This is a genomic window from Rahnella ecdela (assembly GCF_019049625.1).
GTDB lineage: Bacteria > Pseudomonadota > Gammaproteobacteria > Enterobacterales > Enterobacteriaceae > Rahnella > Rahnella ecdela.
Genome location: NZ_JAFMOY010000132.1, coordinates 317,747 through 343,988 on the forward strand (window position 1 = coordinate 317,747; position 26,242 = coordinate 343,988).

At 50.5% G+C, this 26,242-nt stretch carries 30 protein-coding genes and 4 tRNA genes; 16 read left to right on the forward strand and 18 right to left on the reverse strand.

Annotated features, from left to right (window positions below):
- Positions 1 to 160: 160 nt before the first annotated feature.
- On the reverse strand, positions 161 to 292 hold the full coding sequence (locus J1784_RS26665) for a hypothetical protein (protein ID WP_013576285.1): 132 nt from the start codon (positions 290 to 292) through the stop codon (positions 161 to 163).
- Positions 293 to 515: 223 nt separating this feature from the next.
- Here J1784_RS26665 and J1784_RS22245 point away from each other — a divergent pair, with 223 nt between their 5' ends.
- Complete coding sequence (locus tag J1784_RS22245) at positions 516 to 728, forward strand: YccJ family protein (RefSeq protein ID WP_095921306.1); 213 nt, start codon at positions 516 to 518, stop codon at positions 726 to 728.
- Positions 729 to 815: 87 nt separating this feature from the next.
- On the opposite strand, the gene J1784_RS22250 is transcribed toward J1784_RS22245, so the two are convergent.
- From J1784_RS22250 to J1784_RS22260, 3 genes are all read right to left on the reverse strand, one after another.
- Positions 816 to 1,079: a hypothetical protein gene (locus tag J1784_RS22250; RefSeq protein ID WP_232829968.1), complete on the reverse strand. Its 264-nt coding sequence runs from the start codon at positions 1,077 to 1,079 to the stop codon at positions 816 to 818.
- 48 nt (positions 1,080 to 1,127) lie between these two features.
- Entirely contained in the window at positions 1,128 to 1,403 is a 276-nt protein-coding gene (locus tag J1784_RS22255; protein WP_120134614.1) for a hypothetical protein, read from the reverse strand.
- A 127-nt stretch (positions 1,404 to 1,530) separates the two neighbouring features.
- The gene (locus J1784_RS22260) at positions 1,531 to 2,040 is read right to left on the reverse strand and encodes a YlaC family protein (RefSeq protein ID WP_217150998.1); all 510 of its coding nucleotides are present in this window, start codon (positions 2,038 to 2,040) and stop codon (positions 1,531 to 1,533) included.
- 177 nt (positions 2,041 to 2,217) lie between these two features.
- Between J1784_RS22260 and J1784_RS22265 the strand changes: the two genes are divergently transcribed.
- Positions 2,218 to 2,694 carry a GyrI-like domain-containing protein gene (locus J1784_RS22265; protein WP_217150999.1) on the forward strand — a complete coding sequence of 159 codons (477 nt, stop codon included), beginning with the start codon at positions 2,218 to 2,220 and terminating at the stop codon, positions 2,692 to 2,694.
- Between the two features lie 4 nt (positions 2,695 to 2,698).
- Here J1784_RS22265 and deoR read toward each other — a convergent pair whose 3' ends face one another.
- A complete protein-coding gene (deoR, locus tag J1784_RS22270; protein ID WP_217151000.1) occupies positions 2,699 to 3,463 on the reverse strand; it encodes a DNA-binding transcriptional repressor DeoR in 765 nt (254 codons plus the stop codon).
- Between the two features lie 85 nt (positions 3,464 to 3,548).
- Positions 3,549 to 4,208, reverse strand: coding sequence for a metallophosphoesterase (locus tag J1784_RS22275; RefSeq protein WP_217151001.1), 660 nt, complete (start codon positions 4,206 to 4,208; stop codon positions 3,549 to 3,551).
- Between the two features lie 266 nt (positions 4,209 to 4,474).
- Between J1784_RS22275 and J1784_RS22280 the strand changes: the two genes are divergently transcribed.
- Positions 4,475 to 4,741, forward strand: coding sequence for a hypothetical protein (locus J1784_RS22280; RefSeq protein WP_217151002.1), 267 nt, complete (start codon positions 4,475 to 4,477; stop codon positions 4,739 to 4,741).
- A 287-nt stretch (positions 4,742 to 5,028) separates the two neighbouring features.
- Here J1784_RS22280 and J1784_RS22285 read toward each other — a convergent pair.
- From J1784_RS22285 to uvrY, 6 genes are all read right to left on the reverse strand, one after another.
- Positions 5,029 to 5,114: transfer RNA gene (locus tag J1784_RS22285), tRNA-Leu, on the reverse strand.
- A gap of 11 nt (positions 5,115 to 5,125) precedes the next feature.
- Positions 5,126 to 5,199 (reverse strand) — tRNA-Cys (locus J1784_RS22290).
- A 58-nt stretch (positions 5,200 to 5,257) separates the two neighbouring features.
- Positions 5,258 to 5,333: transfer RNA gene (locus tag J1784_RS22295), tRNA-Gly, on the reverse strand.
- Between the two features lie 147 nt (positions 5,334 to 5,480).
- Positions 5,481 to 6,029, reverse strand: a complete 549-nt coding sequence (gene pgsA, locus J1784_RS22300; protein WP_101077248.1) for a CDP-diacylglycerol--glycerol-3-phosphate 3-phosphatidyltransferase — start codon at positions 6,027 to 6,029, stop codon at positions 5,481 to 5,483.
- Positions 6,030 to 6,085: 56 nt separating this feature from the next.
- Positions 6,086 to 7,921 carry an excinuclease ABC subunit UvrC gene (gene uvrC / locus J1784_RS22305; RefSeq protein ID WP_217151003.1) on the reverse strand — a complete coding sequence of 612 codons (1,836 nt, stop codon included), beginning with the start codon at positions 7,919 to 7,921 and terminating at the stop codon, positions 6,086 to 6,088.
- Positions 7,914 to 8,570, reverse strand: a complete 657-nt coding sequence (gene uvrY / locus J1784_RS22310) for a UvrY/SirA/GacA family response regulator transcription factor (protein ID WP_013576296.1) — start codon at positions 8,568 to 8,570, stop codon at positions 7,914 to 7,916. The genes uvrC and uvrY overlap by 8 nt, the downstream gene beginning before the upstream one ends.
- Before the next feature lie 778 nt (positions 8,571 to 9,348).
- Between uvrY and J1784_RS22315 the strand changes: the two genes are divergently transcribed.
- From J1784_RS22315 to J1784_RS22325, 3 genes are all read left to right on the forward strand, one after another.
- Positions 9,349 to 9,573 (forward strand): DUF2594 family protein, encoded by a 225-nt coding sequence (locus tag J1784_RS22315; RefSeq protein ID WP_015697982.1) that lies wholly within the window; start codon positions 9,349 to 9,351, stop codon positions 9,571 to 9,573.
- 129 nt (positions 9,574 to 9,702) lie between these two features.
- Positions 9,703 to 9,876 carry a hypothetical protein gene (locus J1784_RS22320; RefSeq protein WP_217151004.1) on the forward strand — a complete coding sequence of 58 codons (174 nt, stop codon included), beginning with the start codon at positions 9,703 to 9,705 and terminating at the stop codon, positions 9,874 to 9,876.
- 3 nt (positions 9,877 to 9,879) lie between these two features.
- Positions 9,880 to 10,641, forward strand: a complete 762-nt coding sequence (locus J1784_RS22325) for an AraC family transcriptional regulator (protein ID WP_217151005.1) — start codon at positions 9,880 to 9,882, stop codon at positions 10,639 to 10,641.
- A 9-nt stretch (positions 10,642 to 10,650) separates the two neighbouring features.
- Here the strand turns inward: J1784_RS22325 and leuA are convergent, their stop codons facing one another.
- Positions 10,651 to 12,321, reverse strand: a complete 1,671-nt coding sequence (leuA, locus tag J1784_RS22330) for a 2-isopropylmalate synthase (RefSeq protein ID WP_217151006.1) — start codon at positions 12,319 to 12,321, stop codon at positions 10,651 to 10,653.
- A 193-nt stretch (positions 12,322 to 12,514) separates the two neighbouring features.
- Between leuA and J1784_RS22335 the strand changes: the two genes are divergently transcribed.
- Positions 12,515 to 14,281, forward strand: a complete 1,767-nt coding sequence (locus tag J1784_RS22335; protein WP_217151007.1) for a sensor domain-containing phosphodiesterase — start codon at positions 12,515 to 12,517, stop codon at positions 14,279 to 14,281.
- Positions 14,282 to 14,337: 56 nt separating this feature from the next.
- Here J1784_RS22335 and J1784_RS22340 read toward each other — a convergent pair whose 3' ends face one another.
- A complete protein-coding gene (locus tag J1784_RS22340; protein ID WP_217151008.1) occupies positions 14,338 to 14,757 on the reverse strand; it encodes a hypothetical protein in 420 nt (139 codons plus the stop codon).
- 227 nt (positions 14,758 to 14,984) lie between these two features.
- Between J1784_RS22340 and J1784_RS22345 the strand changes: the two genes are divergently transcribed.
- A complete protein-coding gene (locus tag J1784_RS22345; protein WP_120506137.1) occupies positions 14,985 to 15,233 on the forward strand; it encodes a hypothetical protein in 249 nt (82 codons plus the stop codon).
- A 186-nt stretch (positions 15,234 to 15,419) separates the two neighbouring features.
- Here J1784_RS22345 and J1784_RS22350 read toward each other — a convergent pair whose 3' ends face one another.
- Positions 15,420 to 15,791, reverse strand: coding sequence for a hypothetical protein (locus J1784_RS22350; RefSeq protein ID WP_217151009.1), 372 nt, complete (start codon positions 15,789 to 15,791; stop codon positions 15,420 to 15,422).
- A 943-nt stretch (positions 15,792 to 16,734) separates the two neighbouring features.
- On the opposite strand from J1784_RS22350, the gene J1784_RS26940 reads away from it, so the two are divergent.
- The gene (locus tag J1784_RS26940; protein WP_217151010.1) at positions 16,735 to 16,950 is read left to right on the forward strand and encodes a site-specific integrase; all 216 of its coding nucleotides are present in this window, start codon (positions 16,735 to 16,737) and stop codon (positions 16,948 to 16,950) included.
- A gap of 78 nt (positions 16,951 to 17,028) precedes the next feature.
- Here the strand turns inward: J1784_RS26940 and J1784_RS22360 are convergent.
- Positions 17,029 to 17,104 (reverse strand) — tRNA-Lys (locus tag J1784_RS22360).
- 370 nt (positions 17,105 to 17,474) lie between these two features.
- Here J1784_RS22360 and cycA point away from each other — a divergent pair.
- A complete protein-coding gene (gene cycA / locus J1784_RS22365; RefSeq protein ID WP_217151011.1) occupies positions 17,475 to 18,875 on the forward strand; it encodes a D-serine/D-alanine/glycine transporter in 1,401 nt (466 codons plus the stop codon).
- Between the two features lie 54 nt (positions 18,876 to 18,929).
- Here cycA and J1784_RS22370 read toward each other — a convergent pair whose 3' ends face one another.
- Positions 18,930 to 19,919: a metal-dependent hydrolase gene (locus tag J1784_RS22370; RefSeq protein WP_217151012.1), complete on the reverse strand. Its 990-nt coding sequence runs from the start codon at positions 19,917 to 19,919 to the stop codon at positions 18,930 to 18,932.
- Positions 19,920 to 19,929: 10 nt separating this feature from the next.
- Complete coding sequence (rutR, locus tag J1784_RS22375) at positions 19,930 to 20,619, reverse strand: HTH-type transcriptional regulator RutR (protein WP_217151013.1); 690 nt, start codon at positions 20,617 to 20,619, stop codon at positions 19,930 to 19,932.
- Positions 20,620 to 20,954: 335 nt separating this feature from the next.
- On the opposite strand from rutR, the gene rutA reads away from it, so the two are divergent.
- Genes rutA through rutG form a run of 6 tightly spaced genes read left to right on the forward strand, consistent with a single transcriptional unit; the run spans position 20,955 to position 26,033 of the window.
- On the forward strand, positions 20,955 to 22,046 hold the full coding sequence (rutA, locus tag J1784_RS22380) for a pyrimidine utilization protein A (RefSeq protein ID WP_217151014.1): 1,092 nt from the start codon (positions 20,955 to 20,957) through the stop codon (positions 22,044 to 22,046).
- A complete protein-coding gene (gene rutB, locus J1784_RS22385) occupies positions 22,043 to 22,795 on the forward strand; it encodes a pyrimidine utilization protein B (RefSeq protein WP_217151015.1) in 753 nt (250 codons plus the stop codon). Before rutA ends, rutB begins: the two co-directional genes overlap by 4 nt.
- Positions 22,796 to 22,821: 26 nt before the next feature.
- Entirely contained in the window at positions 22,822 to 23,208 is a 387-nt protein-coding gene (rutC, locus tag J1784_RS22390) for a pyrimidine utilization protein C (protein ID WP_217151016.1), read from the forward strand.
- Positions 23,209 to 23,246: 38 nt separating this feature from the next.
- On the forward strand, positions 23,247 to 24,047 hold the full coding sequence (gene rutD / locus J1784_RS22395; protein WP_217151017.1) for a pyrimidine utilization protein D: 801 nt from the start codon (positions 23,247 to 23,249) through the stop codon (positions 24,045 to 24,047).
- A gap of 32 nt (positions 24,048 to 24,079) precedes the next feature.
- Positions 24,080 to 24,658 (forward strand): NADH-dependent FMN reductase RutF, encoded by a 579-nt coding sequence (gene rutF / locus J1784_RS22400; RefSeq protein ID WP_217151018.1) that lies wholly within the window; start codon positions 24,080 to 24,082, stop codon positions 24,656 to 24,658.
- 25 nt (positions 24,659 to 24,683) lie between these two features.
- Positions 24,684 to 26,033: a pyrimidine utilization transport protein G gene (rutG, locus tag J1784_RS22405; protein WP_217151019.1), complete on the forward strand. Its 1,350-nt coding sequence runs from the start codon at positions 24,684 to 24,686 to the stop codon at positions 26,031 to 26,033.
- The last annotated feature ends 209 nt before the right edge of the window (positions 26,034 to 26,242 follow it).

A 26,242-nucleotide genomic window follows, 5' to 3' on the forward strand; every position in this document is an offset into this window, starting at 1 on the left:
AACGCTACCCTTACATTTGCGTCAGAACACCGCTGCGGACAACCGGTTGCAACGCTATGTCAGCAAAGGATATTCAGCGAAAAATGGCGAAAGAGAAATAAATGACAGATACAAAAAAACCGCCGAAGCGGTTTTCTGTTTGCTGCTATGTTGTGCAAAATCAGATTTTGCAGCCTTCGCAGTCACTTTCGTCCTGAACGGCTTCAGGCACTTCTGCTGCTTTTTCGGCCGCTTTGACTTCAGCAGTTTCCAGTGCAGCATCAATGTCAAAATCAAAAATATCGTCGCTCATTCTCATCACCTTAATTGTTCAAAATCGGCTTTAGTATAACGACACGCTACGCAGGATGCCGCTTTTTTTGTGCCCTTGCCGCGGTATTGAAGGGGCTTTTATACCTGCGGACACATCGCAAAAATCCCGCAGGATTTGCATAAACACCTTTCGGAAACCATAGTTATAGTGAATATCACGGTGTCACGGAGACACTTTTTGCTGAAAATACGAGGAGAACCGGATGACGACGTCAAACATCAAAGCCTGGGCAAATACCCGTGAAACGTCTCACGAAATCGCTGAGGCTATTTTTGAACTGGCTAAAAACGACGAGAAACTGGCGCAGAAAATTTGGGAGGAAGGAAACGATGAGGTTCTGCCCATCGCCTTCGCGAAAACCAAAGATGATTATCTGTTCTGGGGCGAAGAGAAAATCGACCGTAAAAACGTCTGATTACCCTGTTCTACACCGGTAAGAGCGAACCGGTAACAAGAAACCCTGAGCCACGCTCAGGGTTTTCGCATGTCCGTCCCACAGCCTTCAGCTGTCGAACCCGAAGCCCATTTTATGCGCCCACTCAAAGATTTGTTCTTTGTAGAAAAAGCGCGGTTCACACACGCCCGGTTCTCCCGGCGTCTGGATCATGACGGCCACACACGGATATGCCACCGGACGGGCATCAAAGATAAAGTCATCCACTTCCTGATCGGCAAACTCAGAGGTTTCGCCTACCGCACTCGCCTGGAATATTTCATCCATAATCCATTTACGGTATTCAAATTCATTGTTGATAAATTTCATCATTCACCTCTGTTCGGCTTTTACTCTACATGCGGTCAGTGCCGGATTAAATCAACCGTGTAAGGCGTCACCGCCACAGCAGGGGCACACTTCGGCGCGGGAAACGGACATCTCAGCGCTGCCGTCACTGTCCCATTCCACTCTCAAAGGTTTACCGTTGTCGCGTTCAGCTTTGATGAAGCGATCAAAATGCGTCGCCTGCCCGGTCATCGTTTCAGTCAGCAACAATTCATCGCCAGCATAAATGCGTGCGGTGGCCTGAGCATCTTGTTTCTCGCCCGAAATGATTTTGTGCAGATGATGAATAGTGAGTTTGATTCGTTCCACAGTCGCTCCTGTCACGGCTTAACATCTTTTTCGTGGTGGGATTCATTCACGAAAATGATGTCCAGCCGCTATTTTATCAGAGCAGGCAGGGTAACGTCATGGCCTGTGGCCATGTTTAAACGCGGAATTAATGAGCTAACTGTGCTGTTCCGGTGGGGTCCGGCAACTGTTGTTGTTCAAGACGGGCCAGATCATACACATCGTAAAAGTCGACAAACCCTTTATGGCTGACAATAGACTCAATGCGATTTTTTATGCGGACGCTTACACTGCCGGAACTGAGAATTTGTTGCACGGCATCGGCAGATAATTCACGACTGAAATACCATTCCCCGTTATAGCAGACACGTAAATCCAGCACGCCGATATCCTCATAACGATAAACCGGTTTGATTTCCAGCAACAACATCGCCGACATAAAGACCAGAAACGCAGTGAATCCGATGAACCAGCCGATGCCCATGTAAGGCGAAACGTACATCACGATGCCTACAGCGATGTATCCCACCAGCATGGCCAGACATAACCACGGGTGATTCACAAAGAATTCTGCGTTGATCCTTGGTTTCCCGTCGCGGCCTTCCTGATGGTTGATACGATCAATTTCACTGTTTAATACACTTTTGATTACGTCCATCTCATTTCCTCATTGCGTCACGACTATAATGCAATCTGTCAGGTAAATTTTATCATGACAACTGTTATAGCGCGTAGAGCAGTTGCCGGGAGTTACAAGGCAAACTGTTATAGTTTGGCATTTGCGTCATCCCAATAAGGAACCCACTCACTGCGTGTCAGATAAAAGGAGATCATCGTGGCATTATTAATCGTAGAAAGACCGGCGAAAAAGCTGGTGAGCTACAGGGTTGTTGGCCCTTATAAGGAGTCAATCCATCACGGCTTTCAGCACCTGACAAAATGGGTCGCGCGGCACCATCAGCCGCAAAATGAATGGCTGACGTGGTTTCACGATAATCCGGATACCACACCTGCCGAAGCTTTGCGTGCCGATCCTTCGGTATGCGTTGCGGATAATTTTATTCTCGATGATGCCGAAGGGCTGACGCTGCAAACGCTGCCCGGTGGCACTTATGCGGCCTATCACACCACGATAACAGATGAGAATTTCGAGAAAGCCTGGCGAGATTTTTACAGCCAGCTGCTCGCCAGCAGTCATTACCGTCCGGACGGTAAAGCCTGTTTTGAGCACTATCTTAGTGATGGCTCGAAAAATGGCATCTGGGAAGTGGTGTTGTATCAGTCGGTCGAGAAGATCCCACCGATCCGCTAAAGACTTAAACCAGCAGCGGGATGTCAGACTGGTCGCAAAAATCGATATAAGCCTGTGGTGGCTCAGCGTCGCTGACCACCACATTAAAACGGGCAAGAGGTGCGATCGCAGCCGGTCGCACCTGATCGAACTTAGTGCTGTCAGCCACCAGAATGCTTTGCGTGGAACGCTCAATGGCCTGATGTTTCATCAGCAGCTCGTCGAAATTGAAACACGTGACCCCGTGTTCAATGCTCACACCCGCTGCCGAGATGAACGCTTTCGAGGGTCGGATAAAATCGAGTTCACTGCTGCGCCCGATTGGCGTGAAAATACTGTTGCTGGATTTGAACGCCCCGCCGCACAAAATTACCTCGCAATGCGGTTTTTCCTGCAAGGCCAGAAACGTATTCAGGGAATAGCAAATGGCAGTAAATACACAATCTTCTGAGATCTTTTCAATCACATATGGCATGGTCGTGCCGCAATCGAAAAATACGGTATCGTTATTCTGAATGAGGCTGGCAGCGCGGGAAGCAAGCCGACGCTTTTCCCCTATCTGACGCATTTTCTGCTCACTGACAAAATAATGCGTAGCCGGGCTATTTTTGGGATCCATCACGATGTAACCGCCCAAAAGAATAACCGGGGCGGGTGCGGAATTCAGATCACGGCGGATTGTCATTTCAGAAACATTGAGCAGCAAAGACGCTTCTTTCAGATGAATTTTATCAGTCTTTTTTAAAGCCAGTAACAGACGCTGGATCCTGTCTTCACGCTTACTTTCCATGATGTTATCTCACGCCCTTACCGTTTCGCAGCCGCTCACTATACCGTTGCCAGTCACTCACCGCAAACCCCTGCAACGCCTGAATTTATTGCAGCCGACGCAGCGTCAGATAGCCGCCAAAAACTGCACCGGTATCAATATAAAACTGATTGGCGAACTGCATCGCAGGTTCCACCGGCGTATGGCCGAAATAGAATTCGTCAGCTCCGGAAATGGATGTATAACGCCCGGCCAGGGCAGAGTTAACGCGCTCCCGGTTCCAGATAATTTCATACCCGTCCAGCGGCTTACCGAAAACATAGTCATCTGAAATATAATCCGCGTGAGCGACCACAATACGTTTGCCTTCACGGGTAGTCAGTTCCAGCACGTGAGGTAAATTATCAGCCCTGAGAATCAGAGATTTCGCTTCTTCCTGCCTGCCGGTCTCAAGCGCATAAAACCAGTCACCACCGTTGCGCAGCCAGCGGGGAATATTTTCTTCATTTACCGCATCAATGGCCATCTGCTCATGATTACCCCTGACGCAGGAAAACCAGGGCTCATTCATCAATCTCAGACATCCCACACTGTCAGGCCCGCGGTCAGCGAGATCGCCGACCGACAGCAAAAGATCGCGATGCGGGTCGAAAGCCACTTTTGCCAGCTGCTCTTCAAGCAGGCTCAGGCAGCCGTGCAAATCGCCGACGATATAAATATGTCTGTAAACCGAACCATCAATACGCTGGTATAAAGCGGAAGTCATACGTAGTCAGAATCCATAAAAGGAATGAATCTTTTAAGTGTAACGCAGGAAAGTGAAGTGGAAAGCATGGAAGTGAAGTGGAAAGCATGGAAGTGAAGCGAAAAATATCAGGAAAACGGAGTGGTCACTTTCCCCAAGGCATCAGCGGCTTGTGGGCTCTCTACACTGAGTTGACGCTGAAATCCACTGATAATTAAATTATCGTTAAGTGACTGACGCCTTTTTGTGCTAGACTACTGGCCGCTCTAAGTAAAACCGGAGGTTTTATGAGTTCCACCGTTGTAAGCGCTCAAGACGAGTGTCCGTTGTGCCAAAACACGAATAAGACGTCGGTCAATATGTCGGCAAAAATTGTTACTGTGACCTGCACATCTTGTGGCCGGTACAGTATCTTCCGTAAAACGATGGAAGAAATCTCAATTGACCGTAAGAAACGTGTTGCCCTGCAGGCGTTTTTCACCAGCCAGCCTAACTACCACCTGCCTTTATCTATCAGGGCACTGAGCAACACTGAATCACCGGGTGAATTCTGACCCTAAAAACGCCCCTCGGGGCTGTTTTAATCTCTGATTTTCTTCATTCTTTTTACCCACTGACCAGCATTTTGTTCAGAAAATCAAATTCTGACTGCGGCACCCTGCGCAAAGAATGTTATTGAAGAAACACTTAAGGCCCCCTGTTGAAGGTGGCCTTTTTTATTGCATCGGGTTTAGTGGTAAATTCGGGAATGGCCTGAATTTCAGACATAAAAAAACCACCCGAAGGTGGCTATAACGACATTACTACTATATTGCTTTTGATTATTCTTTACATTTTCCCATGGTACCCGGGACGAGACTTGAACTCGTACAGCCTAAGGCCGAGGGATTTTAAATCCCTTGTGTCTACCGATTCCACCACCCGGGCTCCGGGAAAATTGGAGGCGCGTTCCGGAGTCGAACCGGACTAGGCGGATTTGCAATCCGCTACATAACCGCTTTGTTAACGCGCCTTAAATCTTACTACTTGTCTTGCACTTAAACCGATTCACGAACCCGTTTAAGAAAATTTGGAGCGGGAAACGAGACTCGAACTCGCGACCCCGACCTTGGCAAGGTCGTGCTCTACCAACTGAGCTATTCCCGCTTTAATCAGAACGTACTGATTTTTTTGACTAATCTTCTGGCGTAACGCTAGCTGCCTTCCGATGCGTTGCATTCTACTGACCTGACGGATTGAGTCAATAAAATTATCGCTTCATGCGATCGTTTGACGTTTTTTACGTCAGTTTGATCAGGGTTCCAGCAAATCGTGTCGCGCAGCGTTCAGATATTGGAACATTGACCAGAAAGTCAGCACCGCTGCAATGTACAACGCGACGACGCCCACACCGACAACAATGGCATCCGGACGCCACAACAACGCGACCAGCGACAGCATTTGCGCGGTAGTTTTCACTTTACCAATCCATGACACCGCTACGCTGCTGCGTTTACCAATTTCAGCCATCCATTCACGTAAGGCTGAAATGATGATTTCACGGGCAATCATGGTCGCTGCAGGTAACGTAATCCACCAGGAGTGGAAATACTCTGCCACCAGCACCAGTGCAATCGCCACCATCACTTTGTCAGCGACGGGATCGAGAAACGCACCAAAGCGTGTCGTCTGCTTCAGGCGGCGGGCAAGATAGCCATCAAACCAGTCGGTCGCAGCAGCAAAAACGAAGATCAGCGCACAAGCCAGCGGTGCCCACGGATAAGGCAGGTAGAAGGCCAGCACGAAGAACGGTATCAGTACAACGCGAAACAGGGTAAGGCACGTAGGTATATTAAATTGCATAGCGAAGGTAACTGTTTGTCCGGTGTGGATATTATGAGTATGTTGCTACAACGCCCTTAGTGTTTCAACGCATTATGAATCTTTTCTGCCAATGCGATAGAAATACCCGGTACCTGTGCAATTTCCTCTACGCTGGCATTCAGTAATGGCTGAATGCCTCCCATGTATTTCAGTAAAACCTGACGCCGTTTCGGCCCGACGCCCTCGATGTCTTCCAGGGCGCTGGTGGTTCGGACTTTAGCGCGTCTCTGCCGGTGACCGGTAATGGCGTGATTGTGCGAATCATCGCGAATATGCTGAATAACATGCAGGGCCGGTGAATCTGCCGGTAACGCAATCCCCTCGCCTTCCGGCACGAAGAAAAGTGTTTCCAGTCCTGCTTTACGATCTGCACCCTTGGCGATACCAATCAGCAGCGGTTTCGATTTATCCCACTCTACGTTCAGGGAGTGAAACACATCCAGCGCCATTCCCAACTGCCCTTTACCGCCATCGATAAAAATGACATCCGGGATTTTATTATCATCGAGCGCTTTGCCATAACGGCGCTGCAAGACCTGCGCCATCGCCGCATAATCATCGCCAGGCGTAATACCGGTAATGTTATAACGCCGGTATTCCGAGCGTACCGGACCGTTACCGTCAAATACCACACAAGACGCAACAGTTTGCTCGCCCATAGTATGGCTGATGTCGAAGCATTCCATGCGGTTAATTTCTGCAAGATGGAGGGTTTTTGCCAGCTCTGCCAGCCGCTGATGGATAGTCGACTGTTGCGCCAGCTTGGTCGTCAGAGCTGTTGAAGCATTGGTACGGGCCAGTTTCAGATAGCGCGCACGGTCACCGCGCGGTTTGCTCTGGATTTGCACTTTGCGCCCGGCCAGCTCGCTGAGCGATTCGGCCAGCAGATCTTTTTCCGCCAGACTGAAGTCCAGCAGGATTTCGCCCGGAAGCGTCCGCTGCTGACTGCCTTGCAGATAAAATTGCCCGACAAAAGTCTGGACGACCTCGCCGAGATCAGTGCCACCCGGCACTTTAGGATAATAGCTACGGCTGCCTAACACTTTGCCCTGGCGGATAAACAAGACGTGCAGACAGGCCATTCCCGATTCAAAGGCCACACCGATGACATCCAGATCTTCACTATTACCGGAAACAAACTGACGCTCCGTCACGCGGCGCACGGCCTGAATTTGATCTCTTATCCGCCCGGCATCTTCGAATCGCAGCGACTTACTGGCTTCTTCCATACGGTTCACCAGTTGGGTAACCACCTGCTGATCTTTACCTGACAAGAATAGCCGGACGTATTCGACCTGATCATTATAATCTTCGTCACTGACCAGCCCTTTCACGCAGGGGCCAAGGCAACGGCCAATCTGATATTGCAAGCAAGGACGCGACCGGTTGCTGTAAACGCTGTTTTCGCACTGGCGGATAGGAAAAAGTTTTTGCAGCAACGCCAGTGTTTCACGCACGGCATAAGAGTTCGGGAAAGGACCGAAATACTCGCCTTTGGCGTGTTTTGCACCGCGGTGGACCGTAATTCTCGGATGGTTGTCCGCGCTGAGGAAGATCAGCGGATAAGACTTATCATCACGTAATAAAACGTTATAACGTGGCTGATACAGCTTAATGTAGTTATGTTCGAGGAGCAGCGCTTCCGTTTCGGTGTGCGTAACGGTGACATCAATTTGCGCAATATTTTTGACCAGAGTTTCGGTCTTGCGGCTGGAAACCTGGACACGAAAATAGCTCGAAAGACGTTTTTTAAGGTCTTTGGCTTTACCTACGTAGATTACGGTGCCGCTGGCGTCATACATCCTGTAGACGCCGGGCTGGCTGGTGACCGTTTTCAGAAAGGCCTTGGGGTCGAAACGCTCATCACTCACTGCCTGATAAAGTCTCCGTGTTGAACAAACCGTGTCGAATAGCCAAATGGGTTAACTCAACATCGCCGCTGATATTTAATTTACTAAACATCCTATAACGATAACTGTTAACTGTCTTCGGACTCAAGTTCAGTTGTTCTGAAATTTCATTCACTTTTTGTCCCTTGGTAATCATCAGCATGATTTGTAATTCACGCTCAGATAAGGAATCAAACGGTGTCTCGGACTGAGGTTCTATCTGGCTAAGCGCCATTTGTTGTGCAATATCAGACGCAATATAACGCTGACCGGAATCGACCAGACGAATTGCATTCACCACTTCCTGTGGAGCCGCACCTTTACTCAGGTAACCTGACGCCCCCGCCTGCATCACTTTGGCCGGCAACGGGTTTTCAGTATAAATCGTTAACATGATGATCTTGATATCCGGGGAGAAACGAACGATTTTTTTCGTCGCTTCCAGCCCGCCAATGCCTGGCATGTTCATATCCATCAGGACAATATCAACATCATTGGTACGACACCATTTGACGGCATCTTCACCGCATTGCGCCTCACCAACGACTTTGATGCCTTTGATATCTTCAAGAATGCGTCGGATCCCTGCGCGCACCAGTTCGTGGTCATCAACAAGAAGAACGCTAATCAAAGAGAATTCTCCAAAAAATAAGGGCAACACACCGTCAGGGTCTTCAGGCCAGTCTTACGTATTCAAACGTGGCGAACAATAATATTGTTCTCAGACAGCTTATAAATGAAGAGAAGGTGGCAATTAGAGACCAGCATCAACTAACTCGTCCCACTCCCGGTTACCGGCAGTGTTTTTAAATCAGGAAGACACAGATATTTATTATAGCCCGCGTATTTTACTCTAACATGTCTTCCTGACCAAGGAGTGTCTGCAAAAAACTACTTTGCTGAATGTAAATGAGAAGTGCCATCACCTGTATTAATAATTTATAAAAAGGCTTTTCTAATCAAGGGTCAAGCGGCAGCCCCTGCCCTGTCTAATTTTCCGCAAAAAAATAATGCCAGCCGTTCTTTGTTGCTTTAATGGCACTGTTAACTGGCCTGACTATTTAACCGCCAGCAATCCTCATTGATATATATATGATATGACCGATGATTATTTGCGATCGCACGAATTGCTGATGGTTTATATGAATAAATCTGCACGTGCAGATGAAATGTTCTCAACCGGCAATAATGTTTAGTATTCTTTACTCCGTTGACAAAACCGCTATATGTTTATATCGGATTAACACATTGGTCACCCCCTGACGGGCGATGCACTAAAACCGGCTAACTATGCTAAAATGCCGCCACTTTCCACCCGGCGCGAAAGGGTGAGTTCATTTTTAGCCCCATTTTTCACCCGTTTAGAATTCGGCGTGCTGCCTGGCAGTCAGCCTGAGGAGATTTACATAATGAGTAATTGCGATTTTACGACTGAAGCGAACGTTGAAACACTGGCGACCGAAGTTGCCTGCCTTAAAGCGACACTGACCCTGATCCTTAAAGCCATCGGTCAGGCTGATGCGGGTAAAGTGATGCTGAACATGGAGCGTTTTGTTGCGCAGATGGAAGACGAGCAACAGGCTGAAGTCTTCAAAAACTCCCTGCAACAAATCAAGTTCGCTTACCGCCAGTAATGTATTCAGGAGTCTGTCGCCTGACAGGCTCTGCCTTCCCTCTGCTTTTGCCCCGCACTTTCTGCTGCCGCTCTCTGCTTCGACTTTCTGCTATAATCAGGTACTGAATTCATTTAACGGGACCAAATCATGAGCGACGAAAAAAATAAAGAAAACAAAAGCAAAGCCGATGATGTCCATGTCAGTGACGGGCTGGGAGAGCTGCTTGAAGTGTCGGAACAACTGACTGAAGAAGAACTTCAGAAAGCGGCAGAAGAAGCGAAACAAGCCGTGGAAGAAGCCAAGAACCAAAAACATCATTGATCCATGCAACACAATTTCCTTGCTCCTCATCAGGCGGTAGCGCCTCTGGCTATCGACTACCAGCATGGCGACAGTGAGCCTGCGCATAGCCACAGCTGTTCACAACTGATTCATACTTTATCCGGCGTGGTGGAAGTACATACCGCGCTGGGAACCTGGATGGTGCCACCTGGGCGCGGCGTCTGGTTACCTGCTCACGTCGAGCATAGCCTGCGCTTTATCGGTGGCGTCGAAGCCCGCACCCTGTTTGTTGAGCCACTGGCCCGTGCCGATTTGCCCGCACAATGTCAGGTCGTGCAAATTTCGCCCCTGCTGCGTGAACTGATCCTCACCTCACTGACCATTCCGGTCGATTATCTGCCCGGTGGTCGTGACGAACGTATTATGGAACTTTTGCTGGACGAATTGCGTCTTTTGCCGAGCTTACCGCTTCATCTTCCGGAACCGAAAGAGCCGGAGCTTCTGGCACTGACTCAGCAGATCCGCGCAGATTTGTGCTCATCCTGGGAACTGGAAGACGTCGCGCAACGTATGGAAATCAGCAGCCGTACCCTCTCGCGCCGTTTTCAGCGCGAAACCGGTCTGCGTTTTAGTGACTGGGTACGGCAGGCGAAATTACTGGAAGCACTGAATCAGCTGGCGGCGGGCGTTTCAGTGATAGATGTAGCGCTGGCACTCGGCTATGACAGCCCGAGCGCCTTTAGTGCGATGTTCCGCCGTTTGCTGGGCGTATCACCCAGCGAATACTTTAATCAAACAAACTAATCAGACAGCTTAGTCAGCCATAATGGCGCCGGCGGCATTAAACAGCGCCTGCAAAGATGCACTGGAAACATCGCTGTCGATCCCCACGCCATAACAGGTTTCTCCCGGACGCCCCTGACAGCTCAGATACGCCACCGCACGGCTGTGGCTCTGATGCCCCAGCGTGTGCTCATGATAATCGCCAATCTCGAGTTCCACATCGAAGCTGCGACGCATTGCATCGGCTGCACCGGAAAGCAGACCATTGCCGCTACCGGAAATATGCTGCTCTTCATTGCGATAACGGATCCTCGCGCTGAAATGACACACGTTTTGTTCATCACTGCGGATGTCATAACCCAGCAATTTGATCACCGGTTGCTCAGTCAAACCATAACGCAGACGGAAAAGACGCCAGATATCACTGGTACTCATTTCCTTGCCATGCGTATCTGTCTCGCGCTGGACGGCTTTGCTGAAATCTATCTGCAAACCCCGCGGCAATTTCAGACCATGATTTTGCTCAAGCAACCATGCCGCTCCACTTTTCCCGGACTGACTATTGACGCGGATAACCGCTTCATAGCTGCACCCGACATCCGCCGGATCCAGTGGCAGATAAGGCACGCGCCAGTAAGGACTCTCTGACGTTTTCTGCGCCGCAAAACCTTTCTTAATTGCATCCTGGTGCGAACCGGAAAATGCCGTAAACACCAGTTCACCCGCATACGGATGGCGCGGATGCACCGGCAACTGATTGCACTCTTCCACCGCCTCGACAATCGCCTGCAAATTACTGAAATCCAGCTCAGGCGCGACCCCCTGGGTATAAAGATTCAGCGCCAGCGTTACGATATCCACGTTTCCGGTACGCTCGCCGTTTCCGAATAAACACCCTTCCACGCGGTCGGCACCTGCCAGCATAGCCAGTTCAGCACACGCCACACCGGTGCCACGATCATTGTGCGGATGCACGCTGATTGAAACCTGCTGACGGCGGCTGAAATGACGGCAGAACCATTCAATCTGATCGGCATAAATATTCGGTGTGCTGACTTCCACTGTCGCCGGTAAGTTAATGATCATCGGTCGCTGTTCACCCGGTTCCCAGACATCCGCCACGGCTTCACACACTTCCAAAGCAAACTCCAGTTCGGTGAAGCAAAACGTTTCCGGTGAATACTCGAAGGTCCATTCGGTTTGCGAATATTGTTCGCAAAGCTGGCGGATTTGTTGCGCGCCACGCACCGCCAGTTCACGGGTTGCCGACTGATCCTGATTGAAAACTACTTCACGGAAAACCGGCGCGGTGGCGTTGTATAAATGCACAATGGCGCGCGGCACGTCTTTCAGGGCTTCGAACGTACGCGCTATCAGATCCGGGCGTGAAGGCGTCAGAACCTGGATCACCACGTCTTCAGGGATCAGCCTGTCTTCAATCAGACTGCGGACAAAATCAAAATCGGTTTGCGATGCCGATGGAAAGGCGACCTCAATCTGCTTAAACCCGCACTTAATCAGTAAGTCGAAAAACTGGCGTTTACGCGCATTATCCATAGGTTCAGCCAGCGCCTGATTACCGTCGCGCAAATCACTTGAGCACCATTGCGGCGCTGCACTGAGCACATTTCCCGGCCACTGACGATCAGGCAAATTGACCTGCGGGAACGGGCGATACTTCTGCGACGGGTCGTTTAACATACGATTCTCCTTGGGGTTTAGAGGCGGCTGTGATGCGCCGGTAAATCCATAGTACGCAAACGATAACTTCCTGCGCCTGACTAACTGACAGCAACCCTCGCAAAACGGACAAAAAGAAAATGATAAACGAATCAAAGTCACGCTATAGTGCATAACTAAACGCGTCCAGTTCGGCGATCAGAGGTCGTACAGAATGAAAAGGGTTCTGAATCCAAACGAAAAGAAACGGCTTGCGGCGCTGCAAAAATTGAAGATTGCGGACGGCAATCCGGATGAAGTTCTTGACCTGATAACCCGTCTTACGCAGCAAATTTTTGATATTCCTATTTGCATCATTACTCTGGTTGACCAGCACCGTCAGTGGTTTAAATCCAAAACCAATACCGCGTTAAAATATACCGCGCGGGATATCGCCTTTTGCGATTACACCATCCGCTCCTCGTCAGTGATGGTGGTGAACGACGCCACTCTTGATCCGCGTTTTAACGAAAATCCGCTGGTAACGGCTGAAGAAGGGATGCGCTTTTACGCCGGCGCGCCGCTGATTACTCGCGATGGTTTTGCGGTTGGCAGTTTATGTCTGGCCGATAAAAACCCGCGCGACTTTTCCGTTCAGGAAATAGACATGCTTTCGGATCTGGCGGCGATTGTCATTGATATAATCGAGTCCCGCAGCAGCATGAGTTTTGTCGATATCGTCACGCGCTTGCCTAACCGCCAGCGTCTGATGGAAGACATCGCGCAACTTATCAGGGCACCTGACAACACCGCATATCTGCTGATCCTGATCGACACCCTGGATACCCTCTACGCCTATGACATTGGCCGTGCGATTGGCATTCCGAAAGTCGAAAATATCCTCAAAGACATCGGCTCATTTCTGCGCAGTGAACTCAACGAAAACGACAAAGTTTACAGCCTGATGCTGGGCCGTTTTGCCCTCATCAAGCGCCTTGATGAACAGGAGGAAATATTCACTCAGCTGGAAAATGCGGCGACAAGAATTCAGCAAAGTATTACCAGCGATATTCCGATCAATGTGCGTCTGCACGCCGGGTATACGGTGTTTTCGCCAACCTCTGACTGTGCTGAAAACATCATGCGTCAGGGCATGTCTTCACTGCATGAAGCGATCAGCAATAACCAGCTGGTGATGCCGTATCATCAGGAATCTGATGTGATTCAGCGGCGCGCGTTTAACCTGCTCAATGACCTGATGGCGACTGTCGCTTCCTGCAAAGACTTCCATCTGCTGTACCAGCCGAAAATTCGTCTGGCCGATAAAAAATTTCAGGGAGTCGAAGCGCTGATCCGCTGGCAGCATCCGACTCTCGGGGTAATTTCACCTTCAGAATTTATTCCTCTGGCTGAAAAAACGCCTTTGATTACGCCGCTGACCAACTGGGTGATCACCCAGGCCGTGATGCAAATTGCCGAATGGCAAAAACGTGGCGCACAAATTCAGGTCTCGATAAACCTGACGGCCAATAACCTGGTGGAACAGGATCTGGTTCAGCGAATTCACACCGCGCTTATTCTGCATCAGGTATCGCCATCCATGCTGGAAATCGAATGTCTGGAAACTCAGACGTTGGCGAATAATCCTCACGCCGTGGCCTCACTGGATGCCCTGCGCAATATGGGGATCAGCATCGCGCTTGATGATTTCGGCTCCGGTTATAGCAATTTGAATTACCTGCAAAAAATCCCGGCGGATACGCTGAAACTGGATCAGTCACTGATTCAGGGCATCAGTAATGACAGCAAAAGCAAAGTCATTGTGAAATCGATGATTGAAATGGCGCATGCGCTCAGCTATCAGGTAGTGGCTGAAGGGGTAGAAGATAATGATACCCTGAGGTGTCTGGAAGAACTTCAGTGCGATTCCGTGCAGGGCTTCTATTTCTCACGGCCGCTGCAACACGATCAAATCCTGGAATGGTCCAAGCCTTACATCTGAAAGAACGATGACCGGCTGAAAACAAAAAACCCGCCTTGGCGGGTTTTTTCATTTAATCACTTACTGCTGCTGCCTTCCGGCCGGATGTTGTAGGTTCCGAAGAAGCTGCGGTCTGTTTCCAGACTGATGTTCTTGCCGTTGGCATCGACCGTGATCTCACCGGTGGTTTTTGTCAGCGCACAGGCGATACGCACTTCAATCTTGCGCATACCGTTCGGCACATTCAAATCTACATACTGATTGAAATGCAGGGTTGCAATTGTCTTTCCGTCCAGAATAACCAGCAACGGACAGGTTTTCTCAAACGGCACGATTGAAGTTTGTTCTAACCGGTGCAAACGAATGTGCGTCTGCCCTTCTGGCGCCACGGCGCTGGGATTCGCATAGGCAGACTTAACCTGAAGCGTCGGTTCATAAGGATTACCCGCACACCCGGCTAAAAATAAAGCAGCCAAGGCCACCAGTGTTTTTTTCATCGTTATCTCCCTGAGTTTATGAACGAATGATAGCAGTGTGCGCGCCACGGGCAACTAAAAACCGATGCCAGCCACCGGCGGAATGTCCACTCCTCTGAAAAGTCGTCCTAATCTGTGACATCCGTATAAAAAACAACCACCCGAATTGCTAATTGTCAGCAGGTCGTATTTGATATTCTTAATAGGATTTATCCGATCAAATGTTCAACTCAGTATCAGGAATGAATATGTACAGTTACACACTCATCGCTCCCGCAGGAATTGTTAAGGCTTACGAAGACGAATTCCGTGAAAAAGGGATTGAACTGCTGGTGGCCAAACAGAACCGTTCTGAAACGGTCGTTTTACGCAGCAGTCAGTTTGCTGAAGAACGTACGTTTATCACCCATGTCCATCTGCTGATTTTCAGCTTGTGTATGCGGGTGCAAAAACAGCTTAAGAATGGCAAAACGCCCAATACAACGATTATGTATTAAAGACTTAACGACATAATTAATGTTCAGGCCTCTGTTCTGAGGCCAGACTTTTCCAGAGTATCTATTTCCGAAACAAACTTATCTTTCTGATAAAACATAGTTAAAACCATCTTTCGGAAAATAAAAAAAACACCTGCCCTGTTTTGAACAAAAAAAACCGCAGAAAGAGGGGTTTTATTATATTAATTAGATAACAGAAGTTTTATTAATCATCAAATATCTCATCAACCCTTCATCAGAAGCCTTCTTGGCGGCGGTATTTTCCGCAGTCAGGTAAAATGAAGTAGAGACATCATAAGGGGATTTTTCCGCAGCCTGGACTGTAAAGATTAATGGTTCAGATGTCAGAGGTGAGCTGCATGCCATATCCCATTGAGCTTCATTGTTTTTTATGATCTTACACGTACTGGCACCAAAGCTGTAGGACATTTTGTTGCTTACTGTAGCGACAGCTTCATTCACAAAGTCAGGGACATTTTCGCCACGATAATTCCCGTAAGCTATACCCGCGACGAGGAACAGTGGCAATGTATATAAAACAACATTCCTTATTTTCAATTCAGACACTCCTTTGAGGTGATTTCGCCCGATAGATTACTCTTTATTTCGGTGATAATAAACTTCAATTCCTAAAGAAATATTTTCGTTTCAATAAACATTAATAAATATTTATAAATCCTACATTCTATATTTAGCATGGCTAAAATAGATGCCCGAGAGTCAATACAAATAATCAGAAATTATATGCCTGCCTCCGAATCCATATTTATCCAATGAACCCTTCTTTCAGAAAGAGCAGCAAGATGATTTTTGATTGCGAAAAACTGGATGGAATAAAACCTTAAAAAAATGTTATACGAAATGATAAATTACCCGCTGGACGGGTAATTTTATTTACCAAATCCCACTAGATTTTCGAACCATTGTTAATCATCAGATACCTAAGCAGACCCTCCCCTGATGCTTTCTTAGCGGGTTCATTACTCGCAGTAAGATAATAGGGAGTGGCAACATCGTAAGGGGCTTTATCGGCAGACTGGATGGTAAACGTTAAAGCTGACGGGGTCGTGGCGGAAGTACACGTTAAATCCCACTGAGCCGCACTTTTTTGAATCGCTTTACAGGTGCTAAGTCCAAAACTATAGGACATCTTGCTGCTGACAGTGTTTACCGCCTCTTCAACAAAAGCAGGGTTACTTCCACTGGTGTAACTGGCAAAAGCTATGCTACCAACCAATAAAAGTGGCAGCGCATACAAAACTCCATTTCTTACTCTCACGGTGAGTAACTCCAAAGCATGAACAGAACTGCCTAAGAATACTCCTAAAACTTTTGCAAAGAAATGTCAGCGATTTGAATTTTTACACTTTTTGTTGATATGTATCATATTTATTTGGCGGTATCTGACAACAGATGCATTCCTTTGCGCATGACCCTATAAAACAAAGAAGAGATAGCATGCAGAAGGAGAGATTGGCCCTGCAAGAGGAAGACAATCCTCATGCCTGTAAATCTGCTGTATTACGGGCAGATATTGATAATTTCAGTTTTTACGTTTAAGGCAAACCTAAGCGAGCTGGTAATTCAGTCCGGAGTTTCGCTATCGGTATTACAAGAAATGGAGGGTTGGGAAAGTATTGAAATGGGGCGCAGGTATGCCCGCTTAGCACCGGGTCATTTAACTGAACATGCCGCTCAAATAGACTCAATATTTTAATATTTTATGAACATGTCTCAAATATGTCCCACTCCGTGAAAATAGGTCAGTGGGAAATAGCTAACATCTTGTTTTCGTTGGTGGGTCGTGGCGGGTTCGAACCGCCGACCAATTGATTAAGAGTCAACTGCTCTACCGACTGAGCTAACGACCCAACAGGACGAATTATTCTCCTCTATCCTGATGATGTCAAACGCTTATCCCTACTTTTTTTACTGTCTTTACGGTAAATATTTGTGAAGCCCATCACATAGAAAAAAGGTATTATTCTCACCCTTCTGTCATGCCTGATTAATTAACACTCAGTTATCCACTATGTAAAAAATACGATACATTTTTTATCCCTGGCATTTCTTATGCCGGTTATAACATCTTTGAAATTAACATTATTATTACAACCACTCACTCCCGCTGTCGTTCCAGCTGAGATGATAAAAGAGCCTCAGAGCTCAAATAATTGACGTAAATGAATGCGATATGGCGGAGTTCATACGCAAAAAGCAAAAAACAGGAATCTATACAACATGCAAGAAGAGTCAAAAATCCTCGCCCGGCCGGAGGAAGAGAGTGCAGAAGGTCTGCGGCGTAATCTCTCCAACCGCCATATCCAGCTTATTGCCATCGGTGGCGCCATCGGTACCGGCCTGTTTATGGGTTCGGGCAAAACCATCAGCCTCGCTGGTCCGTCCATCATCTTCGTCTACATGATCATCGGCTTCATGCTGTTTTTCGTCATGCGCGCGATGGGCGAACTTTTGCTGTCCAACCTTGAATACAAATCCTTCAGCGACTTTGCCGCCGACCTGCTGGGTCCGTGGGCCGGATATTTCACCGGCTGGACTTACTGGTTTTGCTGGGTGGTCACCGGCATCGCGGATGTCGTCGCCATTACCGCCTACGCGCAGTTCTGGTTCCCCGGACTCTCGCAATGGGTCGCCTCCCTGCTCTGCGTTCTGGTATTGCTCAGCCTGAATCTCGCGACCGTCAAAATGTTTGGTGAGATGGAATTCTGGTTTGCGATGATCAAAATCGTCGCCATCGTCGGACTGATTATCGCCGGACTGGTGATGGTACTGACGCACTTCCAGACGCCAACCGGCACCGTCGCTTCCTTCAGTAATTTATGGAATGACGGCGGATTCTTCCCGAAAGGCGTCAGCGGATTCTTTGCCGGTTTCCAGATAGCCGTGTTCGCGTTTGTCGGTATCGAACTGGTGGGCACCACCGCGGCTGAAACCAAAGATCCGCAAAAATCTCTGCCGCGCGCCATCAACGCCATCCCGCTGCGCATCATCATGTTTTACGTTTTCTCGCTGATCATGATTATGTCCGTGACGCCGTGGAGCCACGTCGTTGCGGATAAAAGCCCGTTTGTTGAACTGTTCGTGCTGGCCGGTCTTCCGGCGGCGGCAAGTATTATCAACTTTGTGGTGCTGACGTCTGCGGCTTCTTCCGCCAACAGCGGCGTGTTCTCCACCAGCCGCATGTTGTTCGGGCTGGCACAGGAAGGCAATGCGCCGAAAGCGTTTGGCAAACTCTCTTCCCGTGCAGTACCGTCGAACGGCCTGACCTTCTCCTGTATCTGTCTGCTCGGCGGTGTGGTGCTGATTTACCTGATCCCAAACGTGGTCACGGTCTTCACGCTGGTCACCACCGTATCTGCGATCCTCTTTATGTTCGTCTGGACAATCATCCTCTGCTCTTATCTGGTCTACCGCCGTAAACGTCCGCAACTGCACGAAGCATCCATCTACAAAATGCCGCTCGGTAAACTGATGTGCTGGGTGTGTATGGCCTTCTTCGCCTTCGTTCTGGTCTTGCTGACCTTGCAGGATGACACCCGTCAGGCACTGTTAGTCACACCGTTATGGTTTGTGGTGCTGGGCATAGGTTACTGGCTGCGGACGAGAAGCCGTAAAGCCTGAACAGACCATTGATACAAAAAAGGAGCCTTATGGCTCCTTTTGCTTTATTGCGGACTACTCTACTTCCAGGGCCTGCCAGAATTGATCCAGCATTTTTCTGGCGGATGGTCTGGCAGAGGCCACTTTCACCGGCAGTTCAGGTGGCGCGCCTTCTTTCATCTCGCCGAGATCAAACACAAAAGTGTAATCCGGTTCCTGTCCCATGCGTAAATCGCTGACCAGAATATGTCCGCCCTGCTCTTTTACGCTAAAGAACCCGTGGCTGAACCAGGCGACGCGCGACAGAAATGCATTATCTTTGTGCGCTTCATAAAGGGCTTCACCACGCGGATAAAAGCGGAAGCGGATCGGTGAATCAGGATGCAGCAGCGAGGTAAACCCTTCGCCATAACTGTCTTTATTCATCACCACCACGCGCCACACCAGCGAATTCAGCGGAGTCGGCGTGACCAGCACCTGCGTGCTTTCAATGTTCTGACGTTGCAGTTCCTCGCCCACATGCCGCGTCACCTGATATTGCTCGAAAGCGGTACAAGCCAGATACAAACAACTCACACCCAGCAGCACATTATTCCACATGATCCCGCGCTGTTGCTCGCGGTACAGCGCCAGCCCGACGCCGATAATCAGCGGCAAGGTATAGAGCGGATCAATGATGAAAACACTGCCCACGGCAAAAGGATAGTTTGTGAACGGCAGACCGAGCTGCGTACCGTAAACGGTCATTAAATCCAGCAACGGATGGGTGATCAGTGCCAGCCAGACCGCGCCCCACCAGTGTTTGAAATGCTGTCCCCCGCTGAGCAATTTTGCCATCAGCCACGCCAGCAACGGCGAAATCAGCGTCAGATAAAACAGCGCATGGCTTTCAGTGCGGTGCATCGTCATGTTGCTGATGGCATCGCCGTGATCGTAAAACACATCCAGATTGGGCAACGTGCCGCAGACCGCACCGGCCAGCGCGGATTTCCACACCGGCGCACGCTTTCCCATCACCGCGATACCGACAGCCGCGCCCAATACGAATTGAGAAACCGAATCCATCCTGACCTCTTTAAGCCCGAAGCTGAATGCCTTCGGTGATAATGTGCTGCACGTTTTCCACCGTCTGTTCAAAAAACTCAGGATCGCTGAGCGTTTTACCGGTGATAGCCTCAACCTGCACGCCAAAATCCGCGTAATGCTGCGTGGTTGCCCACAGCATAAAAATCAGCTGCATCGGATCCACCGGTGCTATCAGCCCGGCTTTAATCCAGCCGCGAATGACATCCGATTTATCTTCCACCAGCGTTTTCAGGCTGCCACCCAGTTCCTGTTTCAGCAGCGGCGCGCCCTGCACCATCTCCAGACAAAACAGCCGTGACGCCTGCGGGTGATCGCGCGAAACGCACAGCTTAAGGCGGATATATTCCCTGATAGCTTCGAGCGGATGCTGATCTGACTGCAACGCTTTCAGCGGCGCCAGCCAGATATCCAGCAGCCCTTTCAGCACCGCGATATACAAATCTTCTTTCGAGGGGAAGTAGTACAGCAGATTAGTTTTGGACACGTCAGCGCGCTCAGCCACCTGATCCAGACTGGTTCCATGAATGCCGTACAACGAAAAGAATTCCAGCGCCGCCGCCATGATATTGCCGCGTTTGGCAGCGACTGCCCGCGAGCGTCGCGTCGGTGTCTTCGCCGCCGTCTGGCGGGATTTTTTCTCTCCGGCGTCGGACTGCGGAGGTTCAACCAATGGCTTCACAACGTCTCCCTGAGACAAACAGCAAGGCGGAAATCATAACAAATGGCGCTACAGGCGACTATCGCTATGCATATGGATGATGAAAGTAACACTCAGGACAACACCACATAACTATAAAGGGTTATTAATTTAACAAATTTGCACCATTTCCGTTCAATCCTGCCTGATAAATGTGCAGTTATTTTTGACCAGATGGTCTGAAACAGACCATTTGCTCCATCAGTAATCCGTCGTTATTTTTAATCTGCTGATAATCATAGTGATTTAAAAACTGGCACCCGCCTTGCAATACCGAATCTGAATTCCTTCATTCGCGTTGCATCATGAGGTGAGCTATGAAAATCGGTGTCTTTATTCCTATCGGCAACAACGGCTGGTTAATTTCTGAAACTGCGCCGCAGTACAAGCCGACCTTCGAACTGAACAAAACCATTGTGCAGAAAGCGGAGCACTACCATTTCGATTTCGCACTTTCGATGATCAAGCTGCGCGGCTTCGGTGGCAAAACCGAATTCTGGGAACACAACATGGAGTCGTTTACGCTGATGGCCGGTCTTGCCGCTGTGACCTCACGCATTCAGCTCTACGCTACCGCCGCCACGCTGGTCATGCCTCCGGCAATCGTTGCGCGCATGGCCGCCACTATCGACTCTATTTCCAACGGCCGTTTTGGCGTCAACGTTGTCACCGGCTGGCAGAAACCGGAATACGAGCAAATGGGTATGTGGCCGGGCGATGACTATTTCACCCGCCGCTACGATTACCTGACCGAATACGTCAGCGTGCTGCGCGATCTGTGGGGCACCGGTCACTGCACGCTCGACGGCGAATTCTTCAAAATGGATGACTGCCGCGTCAGCCCGCGTCCGCAGAGCGAAATGAAAGTGATCTGCGCCGGACAAAGCGATGCGGGTATGGCCTTCTCGGCAAAACACGCCGACTTTAACTTCTGTTTCGGTAAAGGCGTTAACACGCCAACGGCCTTTGCGCCGACCGCAGCCCGCATGAAAACGGCGGCAGAAGCGGAGAACCGCGACGTCTCCTCCTACGTACTGTTCATGGTGATTGCCGACGAAACCGACTCCGCCGCCCGTGCCAAATGGGATTTGTATAAATCCGGCGCCGATGCCGATGCGCTGGCGTGGCTCACCGACCAGAGCAGTAAAGATACCAAATCCGGCAGCGATACGAATGTCCGCCAGATGGCCGACCCGACTTCGGCGGTCAATATCAACATGGGCACACTGGTCGGCTCTTACGCCAGCGTCGCCAGAATGCTCGATGAAATCGACACCGTACCCGGCGCAGGCGGCGTATTGCTGACCTTTGACGATTTCGTACAGGGTATCGAAAACTTTGGACGTTACATCCAGCCATTAATGAAAACCCGCCAGCACATTGGCACTGAGCAAAAAGAGGTCGCATGATGAACATTGTTGAGAATCAAACTGTGGTCCGCCGCGAGCCCCAAAATACCGGCGAGGAAACGATCCTCACAGCACGTCCTGAAGCCATCGCCTTTACGCCGCAGCAAACGGCGCTGATTGTGGTGGATATGCAAAACGCCTACGCCTCACAGGGCGGTTATCTGGATCTGGCAGGGTTTGACGTTTCCGCCACCGCGCCGGTGATTGCCAATATTAAAGTGGCGATTGCCGCCGCCCGCGCCGCCGGGATCAAAGTGATTTTCTTCCAAAACGGCTGGGACAATCAGTACGTCGAAGCCGGTGGTGCCGGTTCTCCTAACTTCCACAAATCCAATGCACTGAAAACCATGCGTAAGCGCCCGGAACTGATGGGCAAACTGCTGGCAAAAGGCGACTGGGATTACGACCTGGTGGATGAACTGCAACCACAACCGGGCGACATTGTGCTGCCCAAACCGCGCTACAGCGGCTTCTTTAATACCCAGCTCGACAGCCTGCTGCGCAGCTACGGCATTCATCATCTGGTGTTCACCGGCATCGCCACCAACGTGTGCGTGGAATCTACCCTGCGAGACGGATTCTTTCTGGAATATTTCGGCGTGGTGCTGGAAGACGCCACCCATCAGGCAGGGCCGGAATTCGCGCAAAAAGCCGCGATTTATAACATCGAAACCTTCTTTGGCTGGGTCTCCAGCGTGCGCAATTTCTGCGACGCCGTAGGTTACAAAACTGAACAAAACGCGGCCTGACCGCTTTCTGAAAAGGATGATTAACGATGCCTAAAAGCGCCATTATTCCGGCTGGCAGCGGCGTTCCGCTGGCGCCATTTGTTCCGGGTACTCTCGCCGATGGCGTGGTGTACGTGTCCGGCACCCTGCCGTTTGATAAAGACAATAACGTCGTGCATATCGGCGACGCCGCCGCACAAACCCGTCATGTACTGGAGATCATCAAAAGCGTTGTGGAAACCGCAGGCGGCACGATGGATGACGTCACCATGAACTCGATTTTCATCACCGACTGGGCGAACTACGGCGCGGTGAATCAGGTTTACGCTGAATTTTTCCCCGGTGAAAAACCGGCGCGGTTCTGCATTCAGTGCGGGCTGGTGAAACCCGATGCGCTGATCGAAATCGCTTCCATCGCCCACATCGGCAAGTAGAGGCTTCTCACTCTGTCCGGACACCCTGAGGAAACAGCATGTATTACAAGGTATTGGGTAAAAAAAATGCTGACGCAGAAACCGTTGTGCTCTCCTCCGGGCTTGGCGGTTCCGGCAGTTTCTGGCAGCCGCAGCTGGCGATGCTCGCAGAGCATTTTCGCGTCGTAGTATACGACCAGCACGGCACCGGCGTCAGTCAGGGCACAGTGCCCGCCGGTTATCGCATGGAAGACATGGCCGATGAACTGGCGGGTATGCTCAACGAGCTGGACATCAGCCGCTGTCATCTGGCCGGTCACGCGCTCGGCGGCATTATCGGCCTGCATCTTGCACTGCGTTATCCGGCGCTGTTGCAAAGTCTGGTGGTGATAAACGGCTGGACGAAGCTCGACAGCCAGACGCGCCGCTGCTTTGAGGTACGGCAGAATCTGCTGCTCAACAGCGGCGTTGATGCCTACGTGCAGGCACAACCGCTGTTTCTCTATCCGGCTGACTGGCTTTCTGCAAACGACGCATTAATGCAGGAAGAGCGCCAGCATCAGGTGGCGCATTTTCAGGGGATGGAAAACCTGCTGCACCGTTTGCAGGCGCTGATGAATTCCGATCTGACCGGAAGCCTCGGACAGGTGATCGCCCCGACGCTGGCTTTCAGCTGCAAAGACGATTTGCTGGTGCCGTGGTCGCGTTCGGTGGATCTCGCGTCCCGCCTGCCTAATGGCGAGCACACACAAATGCTGTACGGCGGTCATGCGATGAGCGTGACTGACCCGGAAACCTTTAACCCGATTTTACTGGACTGGTTGCTGCGGCATTCATCGCAAGCGCCCGTTAAGCCGTAATCAGTACTGACTAAGCCCCTGAGGACCTGACTATGCAATCCGCCCTGAATGCCACATTGCCCGCCACCGCTGAGAAACAAGTCGCCGTTGAAAAACAAGTCGCCGTTGAAAAACAAGCTGCCGTTGAAAAACAAGAGTACCGCGATGCGATGGCGCGCCTCGGTTCCGCCGTCAACATCATCACTACTGACGGCCCCGGCGGACGCGCGGGTTTTACCGCTTCGGCGGTGTGCAGCGTCACCGATACCCCGCCGACGCTGCTGGTGTGCCTGAACCGCTCGGCATCGGTCCATGCGGCCTTTACGCAAAATCAGGTGCTGTGCGTGAATACGCTGACTGATTGTCATGAGTCGCTGTCCAATTTATTCGGCGGAAAAACGCCGATGAAACAACGCTTTGAAGCCGCTGAATGGGCGCGTCTCGCCACGGGTTCGCCAATCCTCACCGACGCACTGGTGTCGTTTGACTGCAAAGTCACGCAAATCACCAGCGTCGGCACCCACGACATTTTGATTTGTGAAGCCGTTGCGTTACGGCGCAACGACGATCGCCACGGACTGGTGTATTTCGACCGGCGCTATCACCCGCTGATGCGTCAGACAGCCTGTTAATTCAACCTGATTAGGGACTTACAGCATGGCAAATACCTCCTGGTTTCCACAATGGCGTAAAAGAGAAGGCAATCTGGATGGCGCGGTGATCGCGCCGGATGAACGGCTGCCGTTAGGATCGACGGTGATCATGGGGCTGCAACATACGGTGGCGATGTTTGGTGCCACCGTTTTAATGCCCTTGCTGATGGGCTTTGACGCCAACATGGCGATTTTGATGTCGGGCATCGGCACCCTGCTGTTCTTCCTGGTGGTCGGCGGGCGTGTGCCGAGTTATCTCGGTTCCAGTGCCGCGTTTGTCGGGCTGGTGATCGCGGTGACCGGCTACAGCGGCCACGGCGCGAACCCGAACATCGGCGTGGCGCTGGGCGGCATTATTGCCTGTGGAGTGATTTATACGCTGATCGGTTTTGTGGTGATGGCGGTCGGTACGCGCTGGATTGAACGCCTGATGCCGCCGGTGGTGACCGGCGCAGTGGTGATGGCGATTGGTCTGAACCTCGCACCGATTGCGATTAACAGCGTGTCAGCGTCTTCGTTTGACAGCTGGATGGCAGTGATGACCGTGCTGTGTATCGGCTCGGTGGCGGTTTTCACCCGCGGTCTGGTGCAGCGCCTGTTGCTGTTGCTCGGGCTGGTAGCGGCGTATCTGATATATATGGTGATCACTAACGGCCTCGGGCTGGGTGCGCCGGTGGATTTCTCCGCTGTGGCGCAGGCACCCTGGTTTGGCCTGCCGGCCATAACCACACCGGTATTCAGCTCTCACGCCATGCTGATGATTGCACCGGTGGCAGTGATCCTGGTGGCAGAAAACCTCGGCCACATTAAAGCGGTCGCGGGTATGACCGGTAAAAATCTCGACCCGTACATGGGGCGTGCATTTGTCGGCGACGGTCTGGCGACCTTGCTTTCTGCCTCGGCGGGCGGCACCGGCGTAACGACGTATGCCGAAAACATCGGCGTAATGGCGGTAACGAAAATTTACTCCACACTGATTTTTGTCGCTGCGGCAATTGTTGCCATTGTGTTGGGCTTCTCGCCCAAATTTGGTGCACTGATCCACACCATTCCGGGACCGGTGCTCGGTGGCGCGTCGATTGTGGTATTCGGTTTAATCGCCGTGGCCGGTGCCCGTATCTGGGTACAAAATCAGGTGGATCTGGGACTTAACGGCAATCTGATTATGGTGGCGGTCACGCTGGTACTGGGCGCAGGCAACTTTACCCTCAGTCTGGGCGGCTTCAGCATGGGCGGCATCGGTACGGCGACATTTGGCGCTATTTTACTGAATGCCTTCCTGAGCCGCAGCAAACAGGCGAAAACGCAGCCTGAAATAAAAACTGGCACAGAAGCTGCATTAAAAGATCACTGACGACCTCAGTTTCTCCTTAGCTCATCATTTTTGATGATCGCCAGCGGTTATCCGGTCCACCCGTCCGGATTAGCCGCTGGTTTTTTTCTTTCTGCCTCCCGCACATCTTCCCTAATGCCGTTTCCAGCTAACGATTGCAAAATTCCTTCGTTCACCTCCCCCTTAAATTGGTTTGTTATGGGCTCAGCACTTTGGTTCTAAGAACGCCA

What these genes read in the sequence shown, in the direction of transcription:
- J1784_RS22335 (WP_217151007.1), top strand. Translation starts at nt 12,515, where the DNA reads ATGAAAAGGGTTCTGAATCCAAACGAAAAGAAACGGCTTGCGGCGCTG.
- J1784_RS22275 (WP_217151001.1), bottom strand. Translation starts at nt 4,208, where the DNA reads ATGACTTCCGCTTTATACCAGCGTATTGATGGTTCGGTTTACAGACAT.
- J1784_RS22250 (WP_232829968.1), bottom strand. Translation starts at nt 1,079, where the DNA reads ATGATGAAATTTATCAACAATGAATTTGAATACCGTAAATGGATTATG.
- rutD (WP_217151017.1), top strand. Translation starts at nt 23,247, where the DNA reads ATGTATTACAAGGTATTGGGTAAAAAAAATGCTGACGCAGAAACCGTT.
- rutA (WP_217151014.1), top strand. Translation starts at nt 20,955, where the DNA reads ATGAAAATCGGTGTCTTTATTCCTATCGGCAACAACGGCTGGTTAATT.
- cycA (WP_217151011.1), top strand. Translation starts at nt 17,475, where the DNA reads ATGCAAGAAGAGTCAAAAATCCTCGCCCGGCCGGAGGAAGAGAGTGCA.
- J1784_RS22370 (WP_217151012.1), bottom strand. Translation starts at nt 19,919, where the DNA reads ATGGATTCGGTTTCTCAATTCGTATTGGGCGCGGCTGTCGGTATCGCG.
- J1784_RS22320 (WP_217151004.1), top strand. Translation starts at nt 9,703, where the DNA reads ATGAGCGACGAAAAAAATAAAGAAAACAAAAGCAAAGCCGATGATGTC.
- deoR (WP_217151000.1), bottom strand. Translation starts at nt 3,463, where the DNA reads ATGGAAAGTAAGCGTGAAGACAGGATCCAGCGTCTGTTACTGGCTTTA.
- rutB (WP_217151015.1), top strand. Translation starts at nt 22,043, where the DNA reads ATGATGAACATTGTTGAGAATCAAACTGTGGTCCGCCGCGAGCCCCAA.
- J1784_RS22345 (WP_120506137.1), top strand. Translation starts at nt 14,985, where the DNA reads ATGTACAGTTACACACTCATCGCTCCCGCAGGAATTGTTAAGGCTTAC.
- leuA (WP_217151006.1), bottom strand. Translation starts at nt 12,321, where the DNA reads ATGTTAAACGACCCGTCGCAGAAGTATCGCCCGTTCCCGCAGGTCAAT.
- rutF (WP_217151018.1), top strand. Translation starts at nt 24,080, where the DNA reads ATGCAATCCGCCCTGAATGCCACATTGCCCGCCACCGCTGAGAAACAA.
- J1784_RS26665 (WP_013576285.1), bottom strand. Translation starts at nt 292, where the DNA reads ATGAGCGACGATATTTTTGATTTTGACATTGATGCTGCACTGGAAACT.
- rutG (WP_217151019.1), top strand. Translation starts at nt 24,684, where the DNA reads ATGGCAAATACCTCCTGGTTTCCACAATGGCGTAAAAGAGAAGGCAAT.
- pgsA (WP_101077248.1), bottom strand. Translation starts at nt 6,029, where the DNA reads ATGCAATTTAATATACCTACGTGCCTTACCCTGTTTCGCGTTGTACTG.
- J1784_RS22315 (WP_015697982.1), top strand. Translation starts at nt 9,349, where the DNA reads ATGAGTAATTGCGATTTTACGACTGAAGCGAACGTTGAAACACTGGCG.
- J1784_RS22340 (WP_217151008.1), bottom strand. Translation starts at nt 14,757, where the DNA reads ATGAAAAAAACACTGGTGGCCTTGGCTGCTTTATTTTTAGCCGGGTGT.
- J1784_RS22280 (WP_217151002.1), top strand. Translation starts at nt 4,475, where the DNA reads ATGAGTTCCACCGTTGTAAGCGCTCAAGACGAGTGTCCGTTGTGCCAA.
- J1784_RS22325 (WP_217151005.1), top strand. Translation starts at nt 9,880, where the DNA reads ATGCAACACAATTTCCTTGCTCCTCATCAGGCGGTAGCGCCTCTGGCT.
- J1784_RS22260 (WP_217150998.1), bottom strand. Translation starts at nt 2,040, where the DNA reads ATGGACGTAATCAAAAGTGTATTAAACAGTGAAATTGATCGTATCAAC.
- J1784_RS26940 (WP_217151010.1), top strand. Translation starts at nt 16,735, where the DNA reads ATGCCTGTAAATCTGCTGTATTACGGGCAGATATTGATAATTTCAGTT.
- J1784_RS22245 (WP_095921306.1), top strand. Translation starts at nt 516, where the DNA reads ATGACGACGTCAAACATCAAAGCCTGGGCAAATACCCGTGAAACGTCT.
- rutC (WP_217151016.1), top strand. Translation starts at nt 22,822, where the DNA reads ATGCCTAAAAGCGCCATTATTCCGGCTGGCAGCGGCGTTCCGCTGGCG.